Annotated in this window: 14 protein-coding genes; 5 read left to right on the top strand and 9 right to left on the bottom strand. The window is 50.1% G+C overall.

The genetic code is table 11. From position 1 onward, the window contains the following. The first annotated feature begins 9 nt into the window (after positions 1 to 9). Positions 10 to 2,922, top strand: coding sequence for a glycoside hydrolase family 44 protein (locus B7990_RS08090; protein ID WP_088640473.1), 2,913 nt, complete (start codon positions 10 to 12; stop codon positions 2,920 to 2,922). A 147-nt stretch (positions 2,923 to 3,069) separates the two neighbouring features. On the opposite strand, the gene B7990_RS08085 is transcribed toward B7990_RS08090, so the two are convergent. After that, entirely contained in the window at positions 3,070 to 4,080 is a 1,011-nt protein-coding gene (locus B7990_RS08085; RefSeq protein ID WP_254917401.1) for a hypothetical protein, read from the bottom strand. A 398-nt stretch (positions 4,081 to 4,478) separates the two neighbouring features. Here B7990_RS08085 and B7990_RS08080 point away from each other — a divergent pair, with 398 nt between their 5' ends. Next, complete coding sequence (locus B7990_RS08080; RefSeq protein ID WP_088640471.1) at positions 4,479 to 5,318, top strand: DUF4423 domain-containing protein; 840 nt, start codon at positions 4,479 to 4,481, stop codon at positions 5,316 to 5,318. Beyond that, positions 5,315 to 6,883 (top strand): carboxypeptidase-like regulatory domain-containing protein, encoded by a 1,569-nt coding sequence (locus tag B7990_RS08075; protein WP_088640470.1) that lies wholly within the window; start codon positions 5,315 to 5,317, stop codon positions 6,881 to 6,883. The genes B7990_RS08080 and B7990_RS08075 overlap by 4 nt, the downstream gene beginning before the upstream one ends. A gap of 76 nt (positions 6,884 to 6,959) precedes the next feature. Here B7990_RS08075 and B7990_RS08070 read toward each other — a convergent pair whose 3' ends face one another. From B7990_RS08070 to B7990_RS08060, 3 genes are read right to left on the bottom strand one after another with little or no spacing between them, the layout of a single operon-like run. After that, complete coding sequence (locus B7990_RS08070) at positions 6,960 to 7,283, bottom strand: DUF3392 family protein (RefSeq protein ID WP_088640469.1); 324 nt, start codon at positions 7,281 to 7,283, stop codon at positions 6,960 to 6,962. 13 nt (positions 7,284 to 7,296) lie between these two features. Next, on the bottom strand, positions 7,297 to 7,887 hold the full coding sequence (coaE, locus tag B7990_RS08065; RefSeq protein ID WP_088640468.1) for a dephospho-CoA kinase: 591 nt from the start codon (positions 7,885 to 7,887) through the stop codon (positions 7,297 to 7,299). 27 nt (positions 7,888 to 7,914) lie between these two features. Next, positions 7,915 to 8,784, bottom strand: a complete 870-nt coding sequence (locus B7990_RS08060; protein ID WP_088640467.1) for a DMT family transporter — start codon at positions 8,782 to 8,784, stop codon at positions 7,915 to 7,917. An 86-nt stretch (positions 8,785 to 8,870) separates the two neighbouring features. Between B7990_RS08060 and mscL the strand changes: the two genes are divergently transcribed. Beyond that, entirely contained in the window at positions 8,871 to 9,320 is a 450-nt protein-coding gene (mscL, locus tag B7990_RS08055; RefSeq protein WP_088640466.1) for a large-conductance mechanosensitive channel protein MscL, read from the top strand. 161 nt (positions 9,321 to 9,481) lie between these two features. On the opposite strand, the gene B7990_RS08050 is transcribed toward mscL, so the two are convergent. From B7990_RS08050 to B7990_RS08035, 4 genes are read right to left on the bottom strand one after another with little or no spacing between them, the layout of a single operon-like run. After that, the gene (locus tag B7990_RS08050) at positions 9,482 to 10,663 is read right to left on the bottom strand and encodes a DNA replication/repair protein RecF (RefSeq protein ID WP_254917399.1); all 1,182 of its coding nucleotides are present in this window, start codon (positions 10,661 to 10,663) and stop codon (positions 9,482 to 9,484) included. Between the two features lie 8 nt (positions 10,664 to 10,671). Beyond that, entirely contained in the window at positions 10,672 to 11,715 is a 1,044-nt protein-coding gene (locus tag B7990_RS08045) for a hypothetical protein (RefSeq protein ID WP_088640464.1), read from the bottom strand. Next, positions 11,712 to 13,346: a hypothetical protein gene (locus tag B7990_RS08040; protein ID WP_088640502.1), complete on the bottom strand. Its 1,635-nt coding sequence runs from the start codon at positions 13,344 to 13,346 to the stop codon at positions 11,712 to 11,714. Before B7990_RS08040 ends, B7990_RS08045 begins: the two co-directional genes overlap by 4 nt. Before the next feature lie 15 nt (positions 13,347 to 13,361). Then, entirely contained in the window at positions 13,362 to 13,994 is a 633-nt protein-coding gene (locus B7990_RS08035; protein ID WP_088640501.1) for an outer membrane lipoprotein carrier protein LolA, read from the bottom strand. Between the two features lie 163 nt (positions 13,995 to 14,157). On the opposite strand from B7990_RS08035, the gene B7990_RS08030 reads away from it, so the two are divergent. Continuing rightward, positions 14,158 to 15,288, top strand: coding sequence for a hypothetical protein (locus tag B7990_RS08030; RefSeq protein WP_088640463.1), 1,131 nt, complete (start codon positions 14,158 to 14,160; stop codon positions 15,286 to 15,288). Positions 15,289 to 15,608: 320 nt separating this feature from the next. Here B7990_RS08030 and B7990_RS08025 read toward each other — a convergent pair whose 3' ends face one another. Next, positions 15,609 to 16,664: a hypothetical protein gene (locus B7990_RS08025; RefSeq protein WP_088640462.1), complete on the bottom strand. Its 1,056-nt coding sequence runs from the start codon at positions 16,662 to 16,664 to the stop codon at positions 15,609 to 15,611. Between the last annotated feature and the right edge of the window lie 10 nt (positions 16,665 to 16,674).

Genomic DNA, 16,674 nt, shown 5'->3' with positions numbered 1-16,674 from the left:
GGAGGTCTTATGAAATTCAAAAAAATCTTGTGCAGCGCAGCATTCGCGATTTCTGCGACCACTGCACTTGCAGCGCAGAACGTCATCGAGGTTGACGACACGCAACCGGGCATCAAAATCAACACAGATAATATGATGGGGGCCGATCTTGCCATCTGGAATCCGCCCACGCGCTATTACGACATGGCGCGCGCCCTCGCCACAGGCGGTTACTCGATTTTCCGTTTCCCGAATGGAAGCCTGAGCAATGATTACCACTGGAACGGAGCCGGCAAATACGATAGCACCGGGCTTTGGATTCCAAGCGACACAAGCTGGGCTCCGGGATTCCTCGGCGAAACAATTTACCGTGGCACAACAAAGGACAACTACGGATTCATCCGTCGCAGCCACCTCGCCGATGGCGACATGAACACAATGTGGTGGGGCGAAATACTCAACCCGAACGATCCGCCTTGGGTTGTCATTGAGTTCCCCGAAAAGAAAGACCTCGATTCCATCATCATCGACTGGGGCAATCTCCGCCCGAAGTCTTTTGAACTTTCGTACTGGACCGAAGACTACGCCGAATACCCGGGCGTCCACCAGAATCTTGAAAACAAGCTTAAAAGATGGGGAACCGTCAAGGTCACGAGCAACCAGACTAAGTACAAGTTTCCAACGACTCGCGCACGTTATGTAGCTGTCCGCTTCAAGACAACCGACTTGCCGTCTAAGGGCGTGCAAATTCGAGAAATGAAACTCTATAGCGGCTCCGATGATTTACTCGCCGGAAACGATTACAAGTTCTTCGCGATGTCCACGCGCAATGGCGACAAGCCGCGCACCGACTGGACAGGCATCAAGTGGCATTTCGAAGAATTTATGACCTACATCAAAAAATTCTCGGAAGGAAGACAGAACGCCGTTATCTGCGTCAACGCAGGTACAGGCACCGCCAAGGAAGCCGCCGCTTGGGTCCACTATGCCAATAAAGTCAAAAAATACAACATCAAGCAATGGCAAATTGGCAACGAACTTGACGGCGAATGGGAAGAATCCGGTCCGCTTTCGGCAAGGCAGTATGCCGCTCGTTTTATCGAGTATGCCCGAGCGATGAAGGCCGTTGATCCGAGCATCATTTTGCACGGTCCTCTCCTCAGTACGCACAAAATGCAACAGAAGGGCGCCGGTCTCATGGATGGCAAATACTGGATGGCCGAATTTTTGCGCATCGTCGGTGAAGCCGAAAAGGCCGATGGCAAACGCTATCTTGACGTCGTTGATTTGCACACTTATCCGTACTGGGCACCCGAAAATCTGAACGCCAAAGACATGCTCAAGGCAACGATGGATGTCGGCCACAACGCCGATACGCTGAACGCCTGGATGAACAAGTATCTCGAAGGCAAGCGTGGCGTGTTTCTCTCGGAATTCAGCACGTCCGTGCAAGGGAGCCAAATCTGGATGGACTACCCGCAAGCCGCCGGCATCGCAAACATTTTCGCACAATACCTCGTCCGCTTTGGCGACCGATTCCAGGCTCTCCCGTGGGATGCATTCGGCAACGTCTTTGAAGGTCCGGACCACACGTGGGGAACTATCAGCATGACCGCTCTCATCAAGGAAGGTTCCTGGAACCTCTGGGGAAGCCTTGAACCCACTGCCGAATACTACGGCATCTACATGACGTTCAAGCGATTCCTCGAAAGTGGCTACGCTGTCGTCCCCGTCAAGAGCACCACAGAATCTATCGTGCCATACGCCATTTGCAAAGGCAACAGTTGCAACGTGCTCCTCGTGAACCTCACAGACACAAAGCAAATTGTGCAGGTCGACCGCAAGAGCGAAAAGAAGAAACCGGGCAACTACCGCACCGAAGTGGACGTATTTGGTGCAGAACAGTTCAAGTGGATTGGCGACCAAAAAGACGCTTACCCGTACCCGAAAATGGGACCGAGCGGTCGCACGCTCGAAGGCAAAAACCGCGATATCGAAATTCCGCCGTTTGGCACCATTGTCGTCCGCATGAACCCAGCTCAGCAAAACAGCGCACCCGAAGTTCTCGCCGCAGCACTTGAAAAGAAAGTCCTTGTCGTAGGCGACACGCTCGACCTCTTTGTGACAGCCACGGAAACATCTTCAAAACCGCTCGCCGGAGCCAACATTCAAATCAAGAAGTGGGACAATAAAGGGGCGCTTACCGTCCGCGCTACACCTGATGACGGCAAATGGAATTCTTCCATCGAAAGTTTCCACATTCAAGTTCCTGTCACAAACAAAGTGTCTATCGGCAAGAAGGAAATCAAACTCACCGTCTCGAATGGACTGAAATATCCGGATACGCTCAATATTCCGTTCCGCGTCCGTGGTGCATACCGCACAACAAGCGTCATGCAAAACTTCGACAACGGTCTAGATAACGTCTCGTGGTTCCCGGTTGTCAACGGAGACAACGCTACCTCCATGGACGCCAAAATCTATAACGGCAATCCGCCTCTCGGCGGCTACATCCGCCACGACTTCGTCGTCGAGCAACCGCCTAATCTCGGCTGGCCGAACTACTCCGGCGCATACTACAACGTCCCCGAAGAAGTCAAGAAATCCGTCGGCATCGTTTTCGATTACGCCACAACGCACAACAATCCGCAAGGCTACATCGAACTACAAATCATGTCGAGCCAAGTCGAAGACTACGATGAATTCATGGTCCGCCTCAAGAACACTCGCGGCAACTGGGTTCGCGACACGCTCATCTGGGAAAACATGAAGCAAGAAGGCTGGGGCAAGACGATTCCGCAGCTCGACCCGACCAAAATCAAGAACTTCGCGTTCCGTGCACGCCACAGCGGCAAAGGCTACATCAGCCTCGACAACATCTACCTGCTCGGCGAAGACGGCAAGGAAGTCCCGATGCCCAAAGGGCTGCGCAGACTCCGATAGTATCAGCGATTCGAGACGCGTATGGTGATGCCCGCTCGGTGGCGGGCATGACATGAAAAAAAACGCCGTCCTTGCAATAAGCAGGGGCGGCGATTTTTTTGCAATTTTTTCAAAGTTCACGGCATTTCAGCCGCATTCTAAATCGCTTTACGCGAGTTCGTTCACGTGCTGAAGTACGAGCTTCTGCGCTGCGCCACTGTACAAGACAGCGTCATAATTTTCGCCGTTCTTGCCCACGCGCGATTCCGTCACAATGCCATTCTGAGCGCCCGATTCCGTCGGTTCAAAGAAAATCTTGCCAAGAGCCGTTTTCTTCTCTTCAAGCATATTCTGAGCCACGAACCAGTCGCGAATCGTCTTGAAATAAATCTTTTCAACGTTGGAATTCTGCGGGAGCAAATCGTTCAAGCGCCTTGCAATTTCACTCACCGGCACAGGAGATTCATCGCTCGGATAATTCTTAAGCTGGTCCTCAGTTACATGGAATTTTTCTTTGCCCGTGCGACCCGATTCGCCAGATTCCGCACGTTCCTTGCGTCTAGCCAAGCGTTCGTTCGCCTGAGCAACGCACTTATCAATGTTGTTCAAAATAAATTTCTGGGCATCGACATTGCACTTCGTATAAATTGAATGGTGCCCACGAATATCCGCTTCGACCTTTGCAAAGCCAAGTTCTTCACCATGCGGAGTCGGTAAGTTCAAGTCCTTGCCCTTATCGCCTTCTTCCTTCAAAAGAATGCCTTCTCTCGAAAGGACTTCGGCAACGTCAGCATACACAAGGGGCATCATTCCACTATCGTGCGGAATCAAGAAATTCAAACGGCGAACAACACCAGAAACAGAAATCGGTTCTTCAGATACTTCATATTTAGACAACATTTCAGGAGTAAGAACAAGTTCCTGGGTTGCCAGTTCGCGCACCTGGCGAGGTTTTAAAACCCTTTGCGGTTTTGGAGCAGCAGCCTTTTCACGGCGTTCCATCACCGGCATCACTTTTTGCTTTAAATAATCGGCCACATAGGTAAGGCACTTGCTAATACGATCCTGCTTGCAAACATCAGTTTCCGGCAAAGCTTCCTCAGTCAGAGGATTCACTCCACAAGAAAGCTTTCGGAGGTACATTTCGGCACGTTCAAGAATCTTAATTTCAGCTGGCATTTTAAATAATCCCTCATGAATCTTTTCGGACATACCCCAATATACATCTTTTATAGACAAAAAAAGCCGGCACAGTATTTAACCGCACCAGCTTTACGCCTATACACCAATTTTTATTTAATTTTTAGCCGTAAACGAAGCCAAGAACAATAGCGATCAACGAAAAAATTACGACCTGCCTAAGAACAACGATGTCTTCTTTTTGCATTTAGCTACCTCTCTGTTTTTATGCCTCTAAAATAGATTTAAAAAAAGGCAACCGAGCAGATGTAAGAAAAACATCATTTTAACACTATACCAGCGTGACATTCATCATATTGTCAAATCGTCAATAAAACTTACAAAAAGCTTTATTCTCGTCGAATGTAAATAATCTATTTCATAATAGAGGTTCGCGCATGTTAAACATTGACGAAATCGGCGATTACAGAGACTTGCTAAAAAATTTTTTCGTGCAGAAAAAATTGGAGTTTCCACTATTCTCTTACAAAATGATGGGACAAAAACTCGGGCTAGAAACAAGCCAAGTTTTCCGCGTTCTCAACAAAGAATCGCATTTACCGGCTCAGAGCATTCCGCTTTCGAAAAAGCTACTGGGTCTCAAAGGACGCGATGGAGAACTTTTTGAGATTTTGGTGGCCGCATCGCGCACCAAGTCCAAAGCCAAAAAAGACAAGCTTTACAAGATGGCGCTCGCATTGCAAGACGTGAGCCTACGCAAACTGAATTCCAACGAAATTTTATTTCTCAGCCGCTGGTGGATACCCGTTGTCCGTTCTATTATTGAAATCAACGGAGGCAAAGCCGACGTCCGCACACTCGTCAAGCAGATTACACCTGCTGTATCCGAAGACCAGGTGAAAGAAGCGATTCGCGTCTTGAAGGAACTCAAGATGATAACGCAGCTCGCCTCCGAGCGCTACGCCGTTTCGACAGTCAATTTCACATCGGCAGGCGCGACCAAGGTTACCGCCATTCGCAGTTACCAGAATCAATTGCTCACGCTTGCGCAAAACGCGCTCGTCAACATTCCGCCAAGCGAGCGCAACATTTCATCAGTCCTCGCTTGCGTCGACGACGAATGTCTAGAAGACCTCGTCGAGATGACTTGCGAATTTCGCAGACAAGTTCAAAAACGCGTTGCCGAAGTTGCAGAGCCAAAGAAGGTCATGCAGTTCGTCTTCTCGCTGTACCCCGTCGCGGACATTTCAGAAAAAGAAAACGCGAGGATAGCATGAAAAAGTTATTAACGTTCCTATCCTGCGTGTTACTATTCGCCTGTTCCTCGGAAAAGGATTTTGCAGGCGCAAGCACCGTTGAAACAGAAAACGCTTACATCATCAACGTCGTAAACGTTGATTCAAAACCGGCCGCCAACGTTATAGCAAGGATCCGTCCGCTTTGGTACGTCGAAGGAGTTTCTAAAGATTCATCCGTCATGCCAAACAACGTTCGAGATGCAATCCTGGAAGTCACCGCCGATTCTCTCGGCAACATTGTCATGGACTCCATCAGCTTCGATAAAGGTTACATCGAAATCATTGATGGCAATACAGGCGTTTTCCAGGCAATTGCCTCTAGCGAATTAAGGAAGAATAAATTAACAACCATGCAGATGGCACCACTAGGCTCTGTTTCTGGCAAGGCAGAACTCCCCAAAGGAACCGACTACGCCTGGATCCAAATTTACGGCACCGATAAAATTGTAAAGACCAACAAAGACGGCGAATTTTCACTCGATTCACTCCCGCCTGCAACATACCAGATTCGAGCCATTTTGCCTGACGAACAAGAAACCATCGGCGAAGCCTCCATTACAATTTTAGCCGGCGAAAAAGGCGATATCCAAACGCTCGCAAAGCCAACTCTCGAAAATGAGCATCTGGAGCAATGGGCACATGCCCGCACCATTCCGCTTGATTCTACAATCTCGGATTGGATGAAACCCATCGCAGAATCCACCGTTGTATTTGTGCGATTAAACGAAACGAACTTCGACTTTAGCGAAGCCATGGACAACGGAAACGACATCCGATTCACCGACCAAAGCGGGAACCGCCTCGCATTCAGGCTAGCGTTCTGGAACAGCGCAACGCAAGATGCCCCGCAATCTGCCGAATTCCAAATTCGCATCAATGGAACATCTAGCGTCGAAAGCATCGAAATGTACTGGGGCAAGACCGCCGCGCTCGACGCAAGCGCAAGCAGCAACATTTGGGCAGGCCTCCCCGACTCGCTCGTGAAAGCCATCCATTCCGTCAAGCTCATTGACTTCGAAAATCAAAAACTCGAATCTGCATTTGATTACAGCGACGGCGCTCGTGAATGGTATTTCTTGCCGCAAGATTCCAACGTCACGACAACTCCCTCAAGCGAAAACGCAAGCGAAGCCTTCGAATTTAACGAAGAACGCAACGGCTACGTTTTCCATTGGAAGAGTACCACCAAGACAAAAAACAAATGGTCCATGATCGGAACGCGCATCAACCGCAATCCAGCAAGCCTTGAAGGCATCGATTCAATCGCATTCTACGCCAAAGGCAAGGGCGAGCTCGGTTTTGCGGTAGAAGTTCTCGACGAGCCGACCGGAAAAACAAAGTATGTAGACTATCTCGATTCCACCTGGAAACGCTTCAGCTTTACGCCAAGCGATTTTGTCGAAGGCGATGGCGAATACGGCAACAAGGGCTGGGACTTTGTAAAAGCCCGCGTCACGACATTCACCATCTGGATTGTAGACGAAAGCGAAATGTGGATTGACGACGTTATTTTATACGGAGTAAACCGCGATAATTTTAATTAGCTATTAGTCATCAGTCATTAGTTAATAGTTATTGATTGAATCTAACGACTATTGACCATTGACTATTGACTAAGTATCAGATATCTTTCCCGCTTTTGGCGAGGAACGCAAGCAGCACAAAGCATCCCGCAACCACACCAATCAAAGGCAAGTCCGAAAGTTCTCGCAGCACCATGCGCAAAAGGCGCACCATCTGCGAACTTGCAAAAGCATACCCCACGCTGCACAGCACAACAAACAATGCAAAGCGCCCGATGAACGGGATGCTTTTCGTAATGCGCTTGAAATAGTTGTTGATGCAGGCGCCATAAAGCATCAAAAGCGTTGCAATCAGCCCAACCGAAATCGAATTCAGGTGCGCTCTCAGAAAATTGGCAAACTGGTGGATGTAAGGTTGCATAACTTCAATATAGTCAAAGTAAATCGTTCAGCAGTTCATCAAGCTGGCGTTCCACATGTATTTTATCGCCATCGTTCATGATCGTGCGAATCCGCTTGCCCGGGAAAAGCTCCGGAGCACAGGCGCCACGCTGATTTTCAATGCGGCGTCTGGCATCGCTTTCACTGAGACCGCGGTCTACCAAGCGTTTCAAGCGCACATTTTCAGGAGCATCGACAATCCAGATTTCGTCGAGCATTTTCACGAGTTCCGGCGCTCGCGAAAAAAGCGCGGCCTCCACGAACCGGCACTTGTCCGCGACTTTCTCGGCAAAGAAATCTGCCACGGCGCGGTTCAAGTACGGGTAAACAATCTGCTCCAACTTCACGCGGGCATTAGCATCCGCAAAAACGCGGTCCGCAATCAGCGCACTATTCACGCCCGTTGGCGTCAAGCTTTCTTCGCCAAAGAACGATGCCATTTCAGCGCGAAGCCCTGCCGAATCCCGGTAAAGCTCATGAATTTTGCGGTCGGCATCAAGCACCAGGAAATTACGCGTACGCAGCAAGCGCCCTATAAAGGACTTGCCCGCACCAATAGAACCCGTAATTCCAATCTTTAGCATAACGCCACTACTCCGCGTCCGTTAAAATCAACGACCGAGCGAAATCAGGCACAAGCCAATCACCACGCCCAGCATCGCAAAAAACTTCATCTTGCTCTTGCGTTCCTTGAATATAAGAATTCCCGCCAAGAAGCTGATGAACACACTCGAACGACGCAGCACCGTAATGATAGAAATCAACGCATCCGAATCGCTCACCGCCAAAAAATAGCAACGGTCAGCCACAATCAACAGCGCCGCCACCGCCAAAAACGACCAACGGAACTGAAACGGAGTCGTCTTCTTGCGCGTCGGGTACCACGTGAACATCGTCGTCAGGAACTGCACCACGCACATGTAAATACTGAACCACACCTGCACCGTCAACGGCTCGAAATTCATGCGCTGCAAAATTAGCTTATCGTAAATGCCGCTGCATGCGGCAAGAATCGTTCCAAGGAGCATCGCCACGACCCAGCCGTTGCTAAAGAAATGCCCCATCTCCTTGCGTCCCGCAAGCGAAAGCCCGATGTACGAACAAACGCAAACCACAATACCGACCCACTGCATCACCTGCGGGCGTTCCCCCAGAAACCCGACCGCGATCATGATTGTGAACAAAGGAGCAAGCGCACGAATCGTCGTCGAAATGCTGAGAGGCATATGCGCAATCGCGCTGTACGTAAAGAGCCAACTCCCGCCGACAATCACCGATTTACCCATCAAGAACAGGTGATCGTGCAAAGTAAGCGGTTCGCAATGTCCCGTCAAAAGCACGGGCAGCATCAACAAAGCGTAAAATACACTGCAAAGTAACAGAACCGGCCGAACCGCGTTATCCTGAACCGATTTTTTCTTGGCCAAATCGTAAAAGCCGAGAAAAACAGCCGAAGCAAAAGCCAATATTAACCATGACATAACGCGCCAAATTTAAAAATTGCTAGCCAATAATCAAAGGTTTTTCCTATTATTTAAACGTTAAACAACCCAACAAGGAGAAAGAAATGGGTATCAAAAACAAAGCAGCTTCACTCATTGAAGAATTCAAGGCGTTCGCCTTCAAGGGAAACATCGTTGACATGGCCATCGGTATCATCATCGGTGCCGCATTCGGAAAGATCGTCAATTCGTTCGTCAGTGACGTCGTAATGCCGACCGTTACCGCCATCATCGCCAAGTGTGGCGGTCAGAACGCAGGCGAAGGCATCAAGACCCTCGTCTACACAACCTCCGAAGGCATCGCCATTCCTTACGGCACCTTCATCGGTGAAGTCCTGAACTTCCTGATTGTCGCATTCGCCGTATTCCTCTTGATGAAGAAATTCCTCGGCTTTATGCAGAACATGCGCAAGAAAAAAGAAGCAGAAGCCGCAGCAGCACAGGCAGCACCTCCGGCACCGAGCGCCGAAGAAAAGCTCCTCACCGAAATTCGCGACTTGCTGAAGAATAAGTAATATAGAGGGGGGACAAAAAGCCCCAATGCCAAAAACGCGCAATCCAATTGCGCGTTTTTTACTGTCATACCGGACTCTGTTCCGGGATCGCCATTCGCAAATTTCACTCCAGCGTCATCCTGAGAGGTGAAACCTCGAAGGATCCAGTCAAATCTAGTCCGTTAAAATCCTATTTGAATTCTCACATCCGCTTTAAACGGCAGATCTTCCGCCTGCGGCGTCGCAATCACGACCTGGCATTCCTTCTCGCGAATGAGAGCCGCAACCGCATCACGACGGTTCACATCCAGCTCGGCGAAAATATCGTCTAACAATAAAATCGGTTTTGTCAAGTAGCGCGACGCCACATCGACCGCCGCAAACCGCATCGCGACCGCAGCCGAGCGGCATTGCCCTTGCGACCCGACAGAACGCATCTCGTAGCCCGACGCACACAGTGCCAAGTCATCACGGTGCGGCCCCGCCATCGTCATCCCCTGCAAGCGTTCCACAAATTCCAGATCCGCGAGTTTTCGCGCAAACGCGTTCCGCAGCATTTCCTCGCTCACGGCATCCGAGCTGTACGCAGCCACCCCGGCGGCATTCACAGAACCGCCCGCAGGAATCTCGTCCATCATCTCTTCCGAAAGCGGATCCGCAACATCCAGCGCATCAAGCGACTTTAGAATCGAACTCTTGTAAGCGCAAGTGATCTCATCCACCCCGCCCGAAAGCTTGCGGTAGTACCGCGTGATAATTTCCGAGACCTCTTTCGAGAGCGCAATTCGCGCCGCCCAAAGCTTTGCGCCAAGTTCAATCAGCTGTTGCGTCAGCACACGGAACAAGTCCTCACCGCCAACCGCAGCACCATTCTGCTTGAATTCCTTGAGCCACTTGTTGCGCTGTTGCAAAACGCGCTTGTAGCGGCGCAGCACCAAAGCATTCGCCGCCGAGCGGTAACAGAGAATTTCATCGAGCCAATGCCTGCGCACTTCCGGCCCGCCACGCAAGAGTTCAATGTCCGAAGGCTGCATAATCACCGCCGGACACGTCCCGAAAAACGCTGTCGGAGACTTAAGCGTTTCACCGTTTTCGCGCACCTCGCTCCCGCGAGAAAACACGCGAAGCGCTCGCATCCGCTCGCGCCCCTCGTCTTCAAATTCACCCCGAAGAATCAGTTCGTTCTGCTTCCATGTAATCAGCTCGCGCAAGTCACGCGACCTAAACGAGAATCCCTGCGCAAGCAGGTGGATCGATTCCAGAATCGTCGTCTTGCCGCAGCCATTCGGCCCGCAAATTACGTTTATGCCAGCATCGAAGTTGCAGTCCATAGATTCTAGACTGCGCACCTTCGAAATGAACACTTTGGAAATCAAGGAATGTATCCCCGCAAACCAAGATTAAACGGAGTCCAAAGCCCCGCTCTCGATTCATAGAGGAACGCGTAGTTCACCTCAATCGGGAACTTCTTGCGGCCAACGCGGATTTCAAACTTGTAGCCAGCACCAATCATCCAGTCCAGATCATCCATACCCAGGCGGAGCGTTCCATTCGGGATCACTTCGCATTCAAAGCCCACGCGTCCCGTCCAGACATGAAGCTGCGGGTCAAACGCCAAAAGCGTATCAGCGACCTGATAATCCAAAGCCTCAAGCCAGGCGTAGACAGGCTTGCCCATAATGTTAGAGCGGTAACCAAGCCCAATCTGCAACACCTTCGGGCGTACGCCCTCAGTCGATGCAAGCGAATTGTCCTTGCTCGGGTTCTTCGACCATTTTGCAGACAAGTTCTCACTAAAACTCAAATTGCGGATCACGACAGAAGAAGACCATTTATCATTCCACTGGCGGAACCAGCTCAAGTTGATTGTCACCGGGCTGCGGAACGATTCTTCAATGCCTTCGTAATACTGAGCAATGTCCAAATTATCATAGCTCATCGAGAACGAAAGACCAAACGCATCACGGCGCGTGGCGCGGAAGGCAAAACCGAGATAGAACATCGAGAAGAACGGCTCGGCCGAACCCATCGTCTGGTCATCATCGTCGATCACCTTAAAATCGGTATCTCCACGGTAAAGCATCGCAAAGCCAACGCCCATGCGCTTTCCGACCTTACCTTCAATGCCCAAGGCGCCCCCCAAGCGGTCCAGGTCGCGCTTTTCAACATTCATCGTAATGCCGATATTTTCACGAAAGCCAAGCAAGGCCGGATTCCAGTAGGCCGCAGGCATCGTCGCCGTATCCGCCGTACCCGTGTTACCACGACCCAGTTCACGCACACCGGCGCCCATGCGTTCCACAAAGCCATCAAAGCCGCCAAGTTCAGACTTTTTCGTAAATCCAAGCGCCATTGCCGAAGTTGCAAAAGCTCCAACAGACAAGACCGCAACGACAAGATTCTTAAACTTGATCATCTGAAGTTACCTCCCAGCGTCATTGCCTTGCCCCAACCAATATGGCCATGATTGTCCTTTACCCTGATGTAATAAACACCCATCGTGCAGTCTTTACCATGATCATCGCGACCATCCCAAAAATCTTCTTTCGGGTTCGTGCTTCGTGACGCATCGGCATCGCGAACAGCATCCTTTACAATCGTACGCACCTTGCGCATGTCGTAACTGAACACTTCAATCGTGATCTTCGATTCCTTGCCTACTTTATATGAAACAAGCGATTCATCGCCAGGAACAATCACGGACGGGACCATTCGAATAGATCCCAAGTTATTGTCAAGTTTTGCGCGATTCAAAATAACAGTCCAGGTCGCTCCAGAATCCGCAGACACAGAGACACCATTTCCATCCGTCGCAATAGCAAGCCCCATGCGGTCTTTCGAAAGCGGGAACGTGCACATAGACCCGATAACGGCCTTACGGTCCGTAGCACCGGTTTCATAACCATAAAGCCACTGGAGCTTTTCATCATCATCTTTTTCCCAGGCCCTGATTCCCAAAGAATCAAGCTTCATGTAACCGCTAATGGCACCGCCAATATTACGGACCAGCACAAAAGCGGTCTTTCCCAAAAACGCAACACTGCTTACCGTGTAATCGGCTTCATCGTAAATATCCTTTTTCTGGACCTTACCCGCAGTATCCAGGAAATTCACCTTGGAAAAGTCCTTCGCCTTTTCGCCATACAGCTGCCAGAGTCCGCCCACGACATCATCGCTACCTTTTTTCTTGTAGCTGGTCTCTGCAACAATCTGGAGCGGCTTTCCGCCCATCCAAAGGCCTGTGACTCGAGATTCCTTCAGCTTTTCCGAAACATTCTTAAGCTCGCTCGAAGTCTTCACCCAGATGCCCTTCGCCGTAGCAAGCCAAAGTTCCTTGGTCTCCGGATGCAAGCGCACATCGAAGATCTCAGGATTATTTTCCAGATCGAGCTTTGCATTATTCTTAAGAGCTTCGAGCTTTTTGCCTTTAAGATTTAGGACAAAAGTCGTATCTTTTGCGCCATTTTTTCCAGACATATCGTGGACCATGACGCCCAAAGCGCCACGAGCAACCCAAAGGCGTTTAGCCGTAGAATCGTAAGCGAAGCCACTTGGCGCATACAGCATCGGTTCACTTTCCAAAGTATCCGCATCCAGCATGAACTCAATCGGATTTTCATTGATATTCTTCAAATCCGGAACCGAAAAGAATCCAAGCGGCTGCAAATAGCGGTCGTTCTTGTCCATTCCAAACATCGGAAGCACAAGGCCCAGCTTAGCGCCTACATAAGCTGCAGGGACTCTCCTACGTTCGGCACGTTCATCATTGCCATACACAATCCCATCGTGAACCGCTGTAAGAGTATCCGAAGTTTGCTCCATCGCAGAAGGCTCAAGCGATACAGACCCCTTGCCCGAGACCTTGAATTTCAACAACGTAATTCCGCTGTATCCACCGTTTCGGGAAACCGCCCACAACGCCCCGTTTTCACCAGTCGGCGCAACGGCAAATACATTGTTGCTGAACAGCGTTTCCGCAGCAAAAGCATTCCCGCACAAAGCCCCACACACAAGGAGACCTGCGATAAATGCGGCTGTTTTCTTCATGCCAAATTTCACGAGCTACCTCATATCGATTTCGTCAACGCCAGCAACAGGCTTGTACTTGAAATCTTCGTTAGAAATTTTCTTGACCACTTTCAAATCTATAATGCCATACCAAGTTGCATTCCCAGCCGGGTCCTCGGTATAGAGCCGCACCGGAGAATAATCCTTCTTTGAAAGCCACACTTCCATCTTGGTAAACTGCCCGGCATACTTCGCCGGATCCAGCTTTAGAATCCAGAGCTTTTGCCCTGCAAATTCACCTTCGCCCATTTCGAGAGCCTTGCAGTTCAGATACTTGAACAAAAGTTCCGACGGATGCAGCGAACTCGACAAGTCTTCCACAGCTTTGATGAGGACCTGCTTCTGTTCCACATTCCACTGCCAAAGGCTCTCGCCATCACTATAGAACTTGATCCCCAGCAGATCAAGCTTAAAACGGTCACCCTCAGCAACCAGAAGGCTGCCCGACTGCGTTCTGATATCAGGAGAATCCGCCTGGAAGACCTGCGCCCTGAAATTGAGGCTCCAAGCCTTGCCCGATTTAAACCAATCCTTAGATTTTGCCAAGACCTGGTCTGCAGTCAACGCAAAAACACCTTGCACAAATGCAAGCAACACAAAAAATAAAACACGGGAGGAAAACTTCATATCCACCTTCATTAAAGACTCTATCAAATTTACAAAACTGTAGTGATTAAGACTTAACATATTCGTATTTTTGGGGTTCCAGGAACAAAACATTGGTCTCACAGCAAAGATATTTCTATCTTTTGCTCGTAAAAATCAAATAAATCTTTTTTGGAAGGATTGTATGCGTAAAATCATTTTGCCGATTGCCCTTGCAGCTACCAGTTTTGCAGCGGCCGCTGACATCGAAATCCACGGAAATGTCGATTTTGACTTCGCGAGCTACTTCGACAAGGACTTTGACCCCACGAACGCCGCCAACCAGGACATCGATTTGTACGTGAAGGCAAATCTCGACGAAAATGTTTCTGTGACCGTTTACACAAACACAAAGAGCAATGTAACGAATGCAGACCAGTCCGCCGAAATTCGCCACGGACTCGCCCGTTCGACTGCAATCAACAGCGCAGACGACCGCTACACCGCATTTAACTTTGACGGCGTGGAACTCCGCTGGACTCCTTTCCAGGACGTAAGCTTGGTCTTTGGCGACTTGACCTACAACGCAGGTGCATTCAACTATTACTTCTGGCGCGATCCAAGCCGCTACGCCGCCATCGCCCGCAACCATACCGTTCGCGGTATCGGCGTTGAAGTCGGCAACGAGAAGTTTGGCGACGGTAAAGTTTACATCGGCGCAACCGAAGAAAGCAAGAGCGCCATCGCCGTGTTCGCAACTTACGGTCTCAAGCTTTTGAACCGTCCGGACGAACACCTGACCATCACCCCTAGCGTGGACTGGGTTTTCGGTTCTGAAATCGGCCGTGGCTACACCTACTTCTTCGGCACGGAACTCGACTATTCCAAGAGCCTCGAAGTCTTCAACTACAGCGTCTATGCCGCTTACGGCTTGCACCCGTACAAGGGCAAGGCCGTCCACTCCTTCCTCGTCGAACCGAGCTTAAATTACGACTTCTTCAACTTGGGTCTCAACTACTTCTACGCGATCGTCAACAAGGAAGACGACTACAAGGCCGCCGACCAGATTTTCACGGACGACCAGATGCTCTTCGCTGTTGAACCAAGCTTCAACATCACAAAGAAGTTCTCCCTTGGCGTAAGCTTCGAATACCACGATCCAGATTCCGAAATCAAGGATGACGAATTCGAATTTCTCGGCATGAACTTCTACCTCTACCCGACCATCAATACGAATCTCGTATTCTGGTTCGGATACAACTTTAGCGAAGACAAGAATCCTGTCGTCGGCAAGTCCAAGTTCGCCCTCGGCATGAGCGCCCACGCAGAATTCTAGCGTTTGTCATGCCCGCCTCCGAGCGGGCATCGCCATCTCGAAAAAAGCACATACATTTAAAAATCCTCGACAACGTCGGGGATTTTTTTCATCCTCCGCTTTCGTCATCCTCCGTTAGGAGGATCCATACAGTCCCGAATGCATTTGCATTTTCTCGCATGGCAAGACTTTACTGGATCCTTCGGCTTCGCCTCAGGATGACGTTTTTAATCCCTAAACACTATTTACCGATCCTTCCTACCGCCTACTGTCTACTACAAAAAAAAGACCCGCCGCGCATCCGCGGCGAGCCTCAAACAGTCTTTAAATTCCGTTACGAATTAGTGACCGAGGTACTTACGGCCAATGCCGAAGTTGTCCTTGTATTCGATGTAGTCCGGAACAAAGCTTGCCGGGAAGGAGAAGCTAATGTTCACAGAGCACTGGAATTCGTTCATCAACTTGCCCTTGCCCTTGAACTTCTTCTGCTTCTTTTCAATCTTTTCGTCACCCTTCTTGCCTACGAGCACTTCAGCTTCGCACCAGCCCGTATTGCCCTTGGCAAAGACTTCCTTGCCTTCGGTAGAGACAAGCTTGATCTGAGACGGATCGAGTTCTGTGTTGTTACCCGTAGATGCCCAGAACTGGAGTTCGCCAGAAAGGGAGGTCTTGGTCATCTTGATGGTCGGCATGGCCATCACGTAGCCCCACTTGTCCACGCGCTGCTTGCCGCTCAAGTCCGGAACGTTTTCGCCAAAGATGAGGAAGTAACCGCGAGTGACCTTACGGCTCTTGTTCAAGGCAGCCTGAATATCCTGGTTCGTCGGAGCCATTTCAGCCATACGGAGGAGCAAGTATTCCTTCACGACCGGATCGTCTTCGCTGGTAGCTTCGCTCAAGTTGCGAGCGACATAGAGCTTTTCGGTTTCTTCGCGGATGCTCTTGATCGCAGATTCTGCAACGTGGCGGGTCTTTGCGACAGATTCGGCAGAGTCGATCTTTGCAAAAGCGTTGATGATCGTTGCGTAGTCAACACCTTCCTGAGCAGCCTGGCGCTTACCGATATCACCGAGCGTCTTCACGTATTCTTCGACGGTTGCGTCTTCCTTGACCTTACCGATATTGGAGGCAGCCTTTTCAAAGTAGTTGCTGATGAGTTCACTGCTCAAGTCCTTCTTGGATTCCATATCGCCCGCGCGCACGAGAGCGAGGGTGAAGTTGTCAAAGAATTCATCGGACATCTTGCCCTTCTTCTTTGCCTCAAGATAAGAGTTGATAGCATTGCGGTAACGGCCTTCCTTAAGGTGTTCGTCGCCGCGCTTTTCGTTCGTACCCTTACAGCCTGTCATCGCAAAAGCGACAGCAGCAGCCATAGCAGCAATGAAAATCTTCTTCATTTTGTATCCT

Source organism: Fibrobacter sp. UWB4, assembly GCF_002210345.1.
Lineage (GTDB): Bacteria > Fibrobacterota > Fibrobacteria > Fibrobacterales > Fibrobacteraceae > Fibrobacter.
This window is presented reverse-complemented; position numbering and strand designations above follow the sequence as displayed.

What these genes read in the sequence shown, in the direction of transcription:
- B7990_RS08045 (WP_088640464.1), bottom strand. Translation starts at nt 11,715, where the DNA reads ATGATCAAGTTTAAGAATCTTGTCGTTGCGGTCTTGTCTGTTGGAGCT.
- B7990_RS08030 (WP_088640463.1), top strand. Translation starts at nt 14,158, where the DNA reads ATGCGTAAAATCATTTTGCCGATTGCCCTTGCAGCTACCAGTTTTGCA.
- B7990_RS08090 (WP_088640473.1), top strand. Translation starts at nt 10, where the DNA reads ATGAAATTCAAAAAAATCTTGTGCAGCGCAGCATTCGCGATTTCTGCG.
- B7990_RS08075 (WP_088640470.1), top strand. Translation starts at nt 5,315, where the DNA reads ATGAAAAAGTTATTAACGTTCCTATCCTGCGTGTTACTATTCGCCTGT.
- B7990_RS08070 (WP_088640469.1), bottom strand. Translation starts at nt 7,283, where the DNA reads ATGCAACCTTACATCCACCAGTTTGCCAATTTTCTGAGAGCGCACCTG.
- B7990_RS08035 (WP_088640501.1), bottom strand. Translation starts at nt 13,994, where the DNA reads ATGAAGTTTTCCTCCCGTGTTTTATTTTTTGTGTTGCTTGCATTTGTG.
- B7990_RS08085 (WP_254917401.1), bottom strand. Translation starts at nt 4,080, where the DNA reads ATGCCAGCTGAAATTAAGATTCTTGAACGTGCCGAAATGTACCTCCGA.
- coaE (WP_088640468.1), bottom strand. Translation starts at nt 7,887, where the DNA reads ATGCTAAAGATTGGAATTACGGGTTCTATTGGTGCGGGCAAGTCCTTT.
- B7990_RS08060 (WP_088640467.1), bottom strand. Translation starts at nt 8,784, where the DNA reads ATGTCATGGTTAATATTGGCTTTTGCTTCGGCTGTTTTTCTCGGCTTT.
- B7990_RS08040 (WP_088640502.1), bottom strand. Translation starts at nt 13,346, where the DNA reads ATGAAGAAAACAGCCGCATTTATCGCAGGTCTCCTTGTGTGTGGGGCT.
- mscL (WP_088640466.1), top strand. Translation starts at nt 8,871, where the DNA reads ATGGGTATCAAAAACAAAGCAGCTTCACTCATTGAAGAATTCAAGGCG.
- B7990_RS08080 (WP_088640471.1), top strand. Translation starts at nt 4,479, where the DNA reads ATGTTAAACATTGACGAAATCGGCGATTACAGAGACTTGCTAAAAAAT.
- B7990_RS08025 (WP_088640462.1), bottom strand. Translation starts at nt 16,664, where the DNA reads ATGAAGAAGATTTTCATTGCTGCTATGGCTGCTGCTGTCGCTTTTGCG.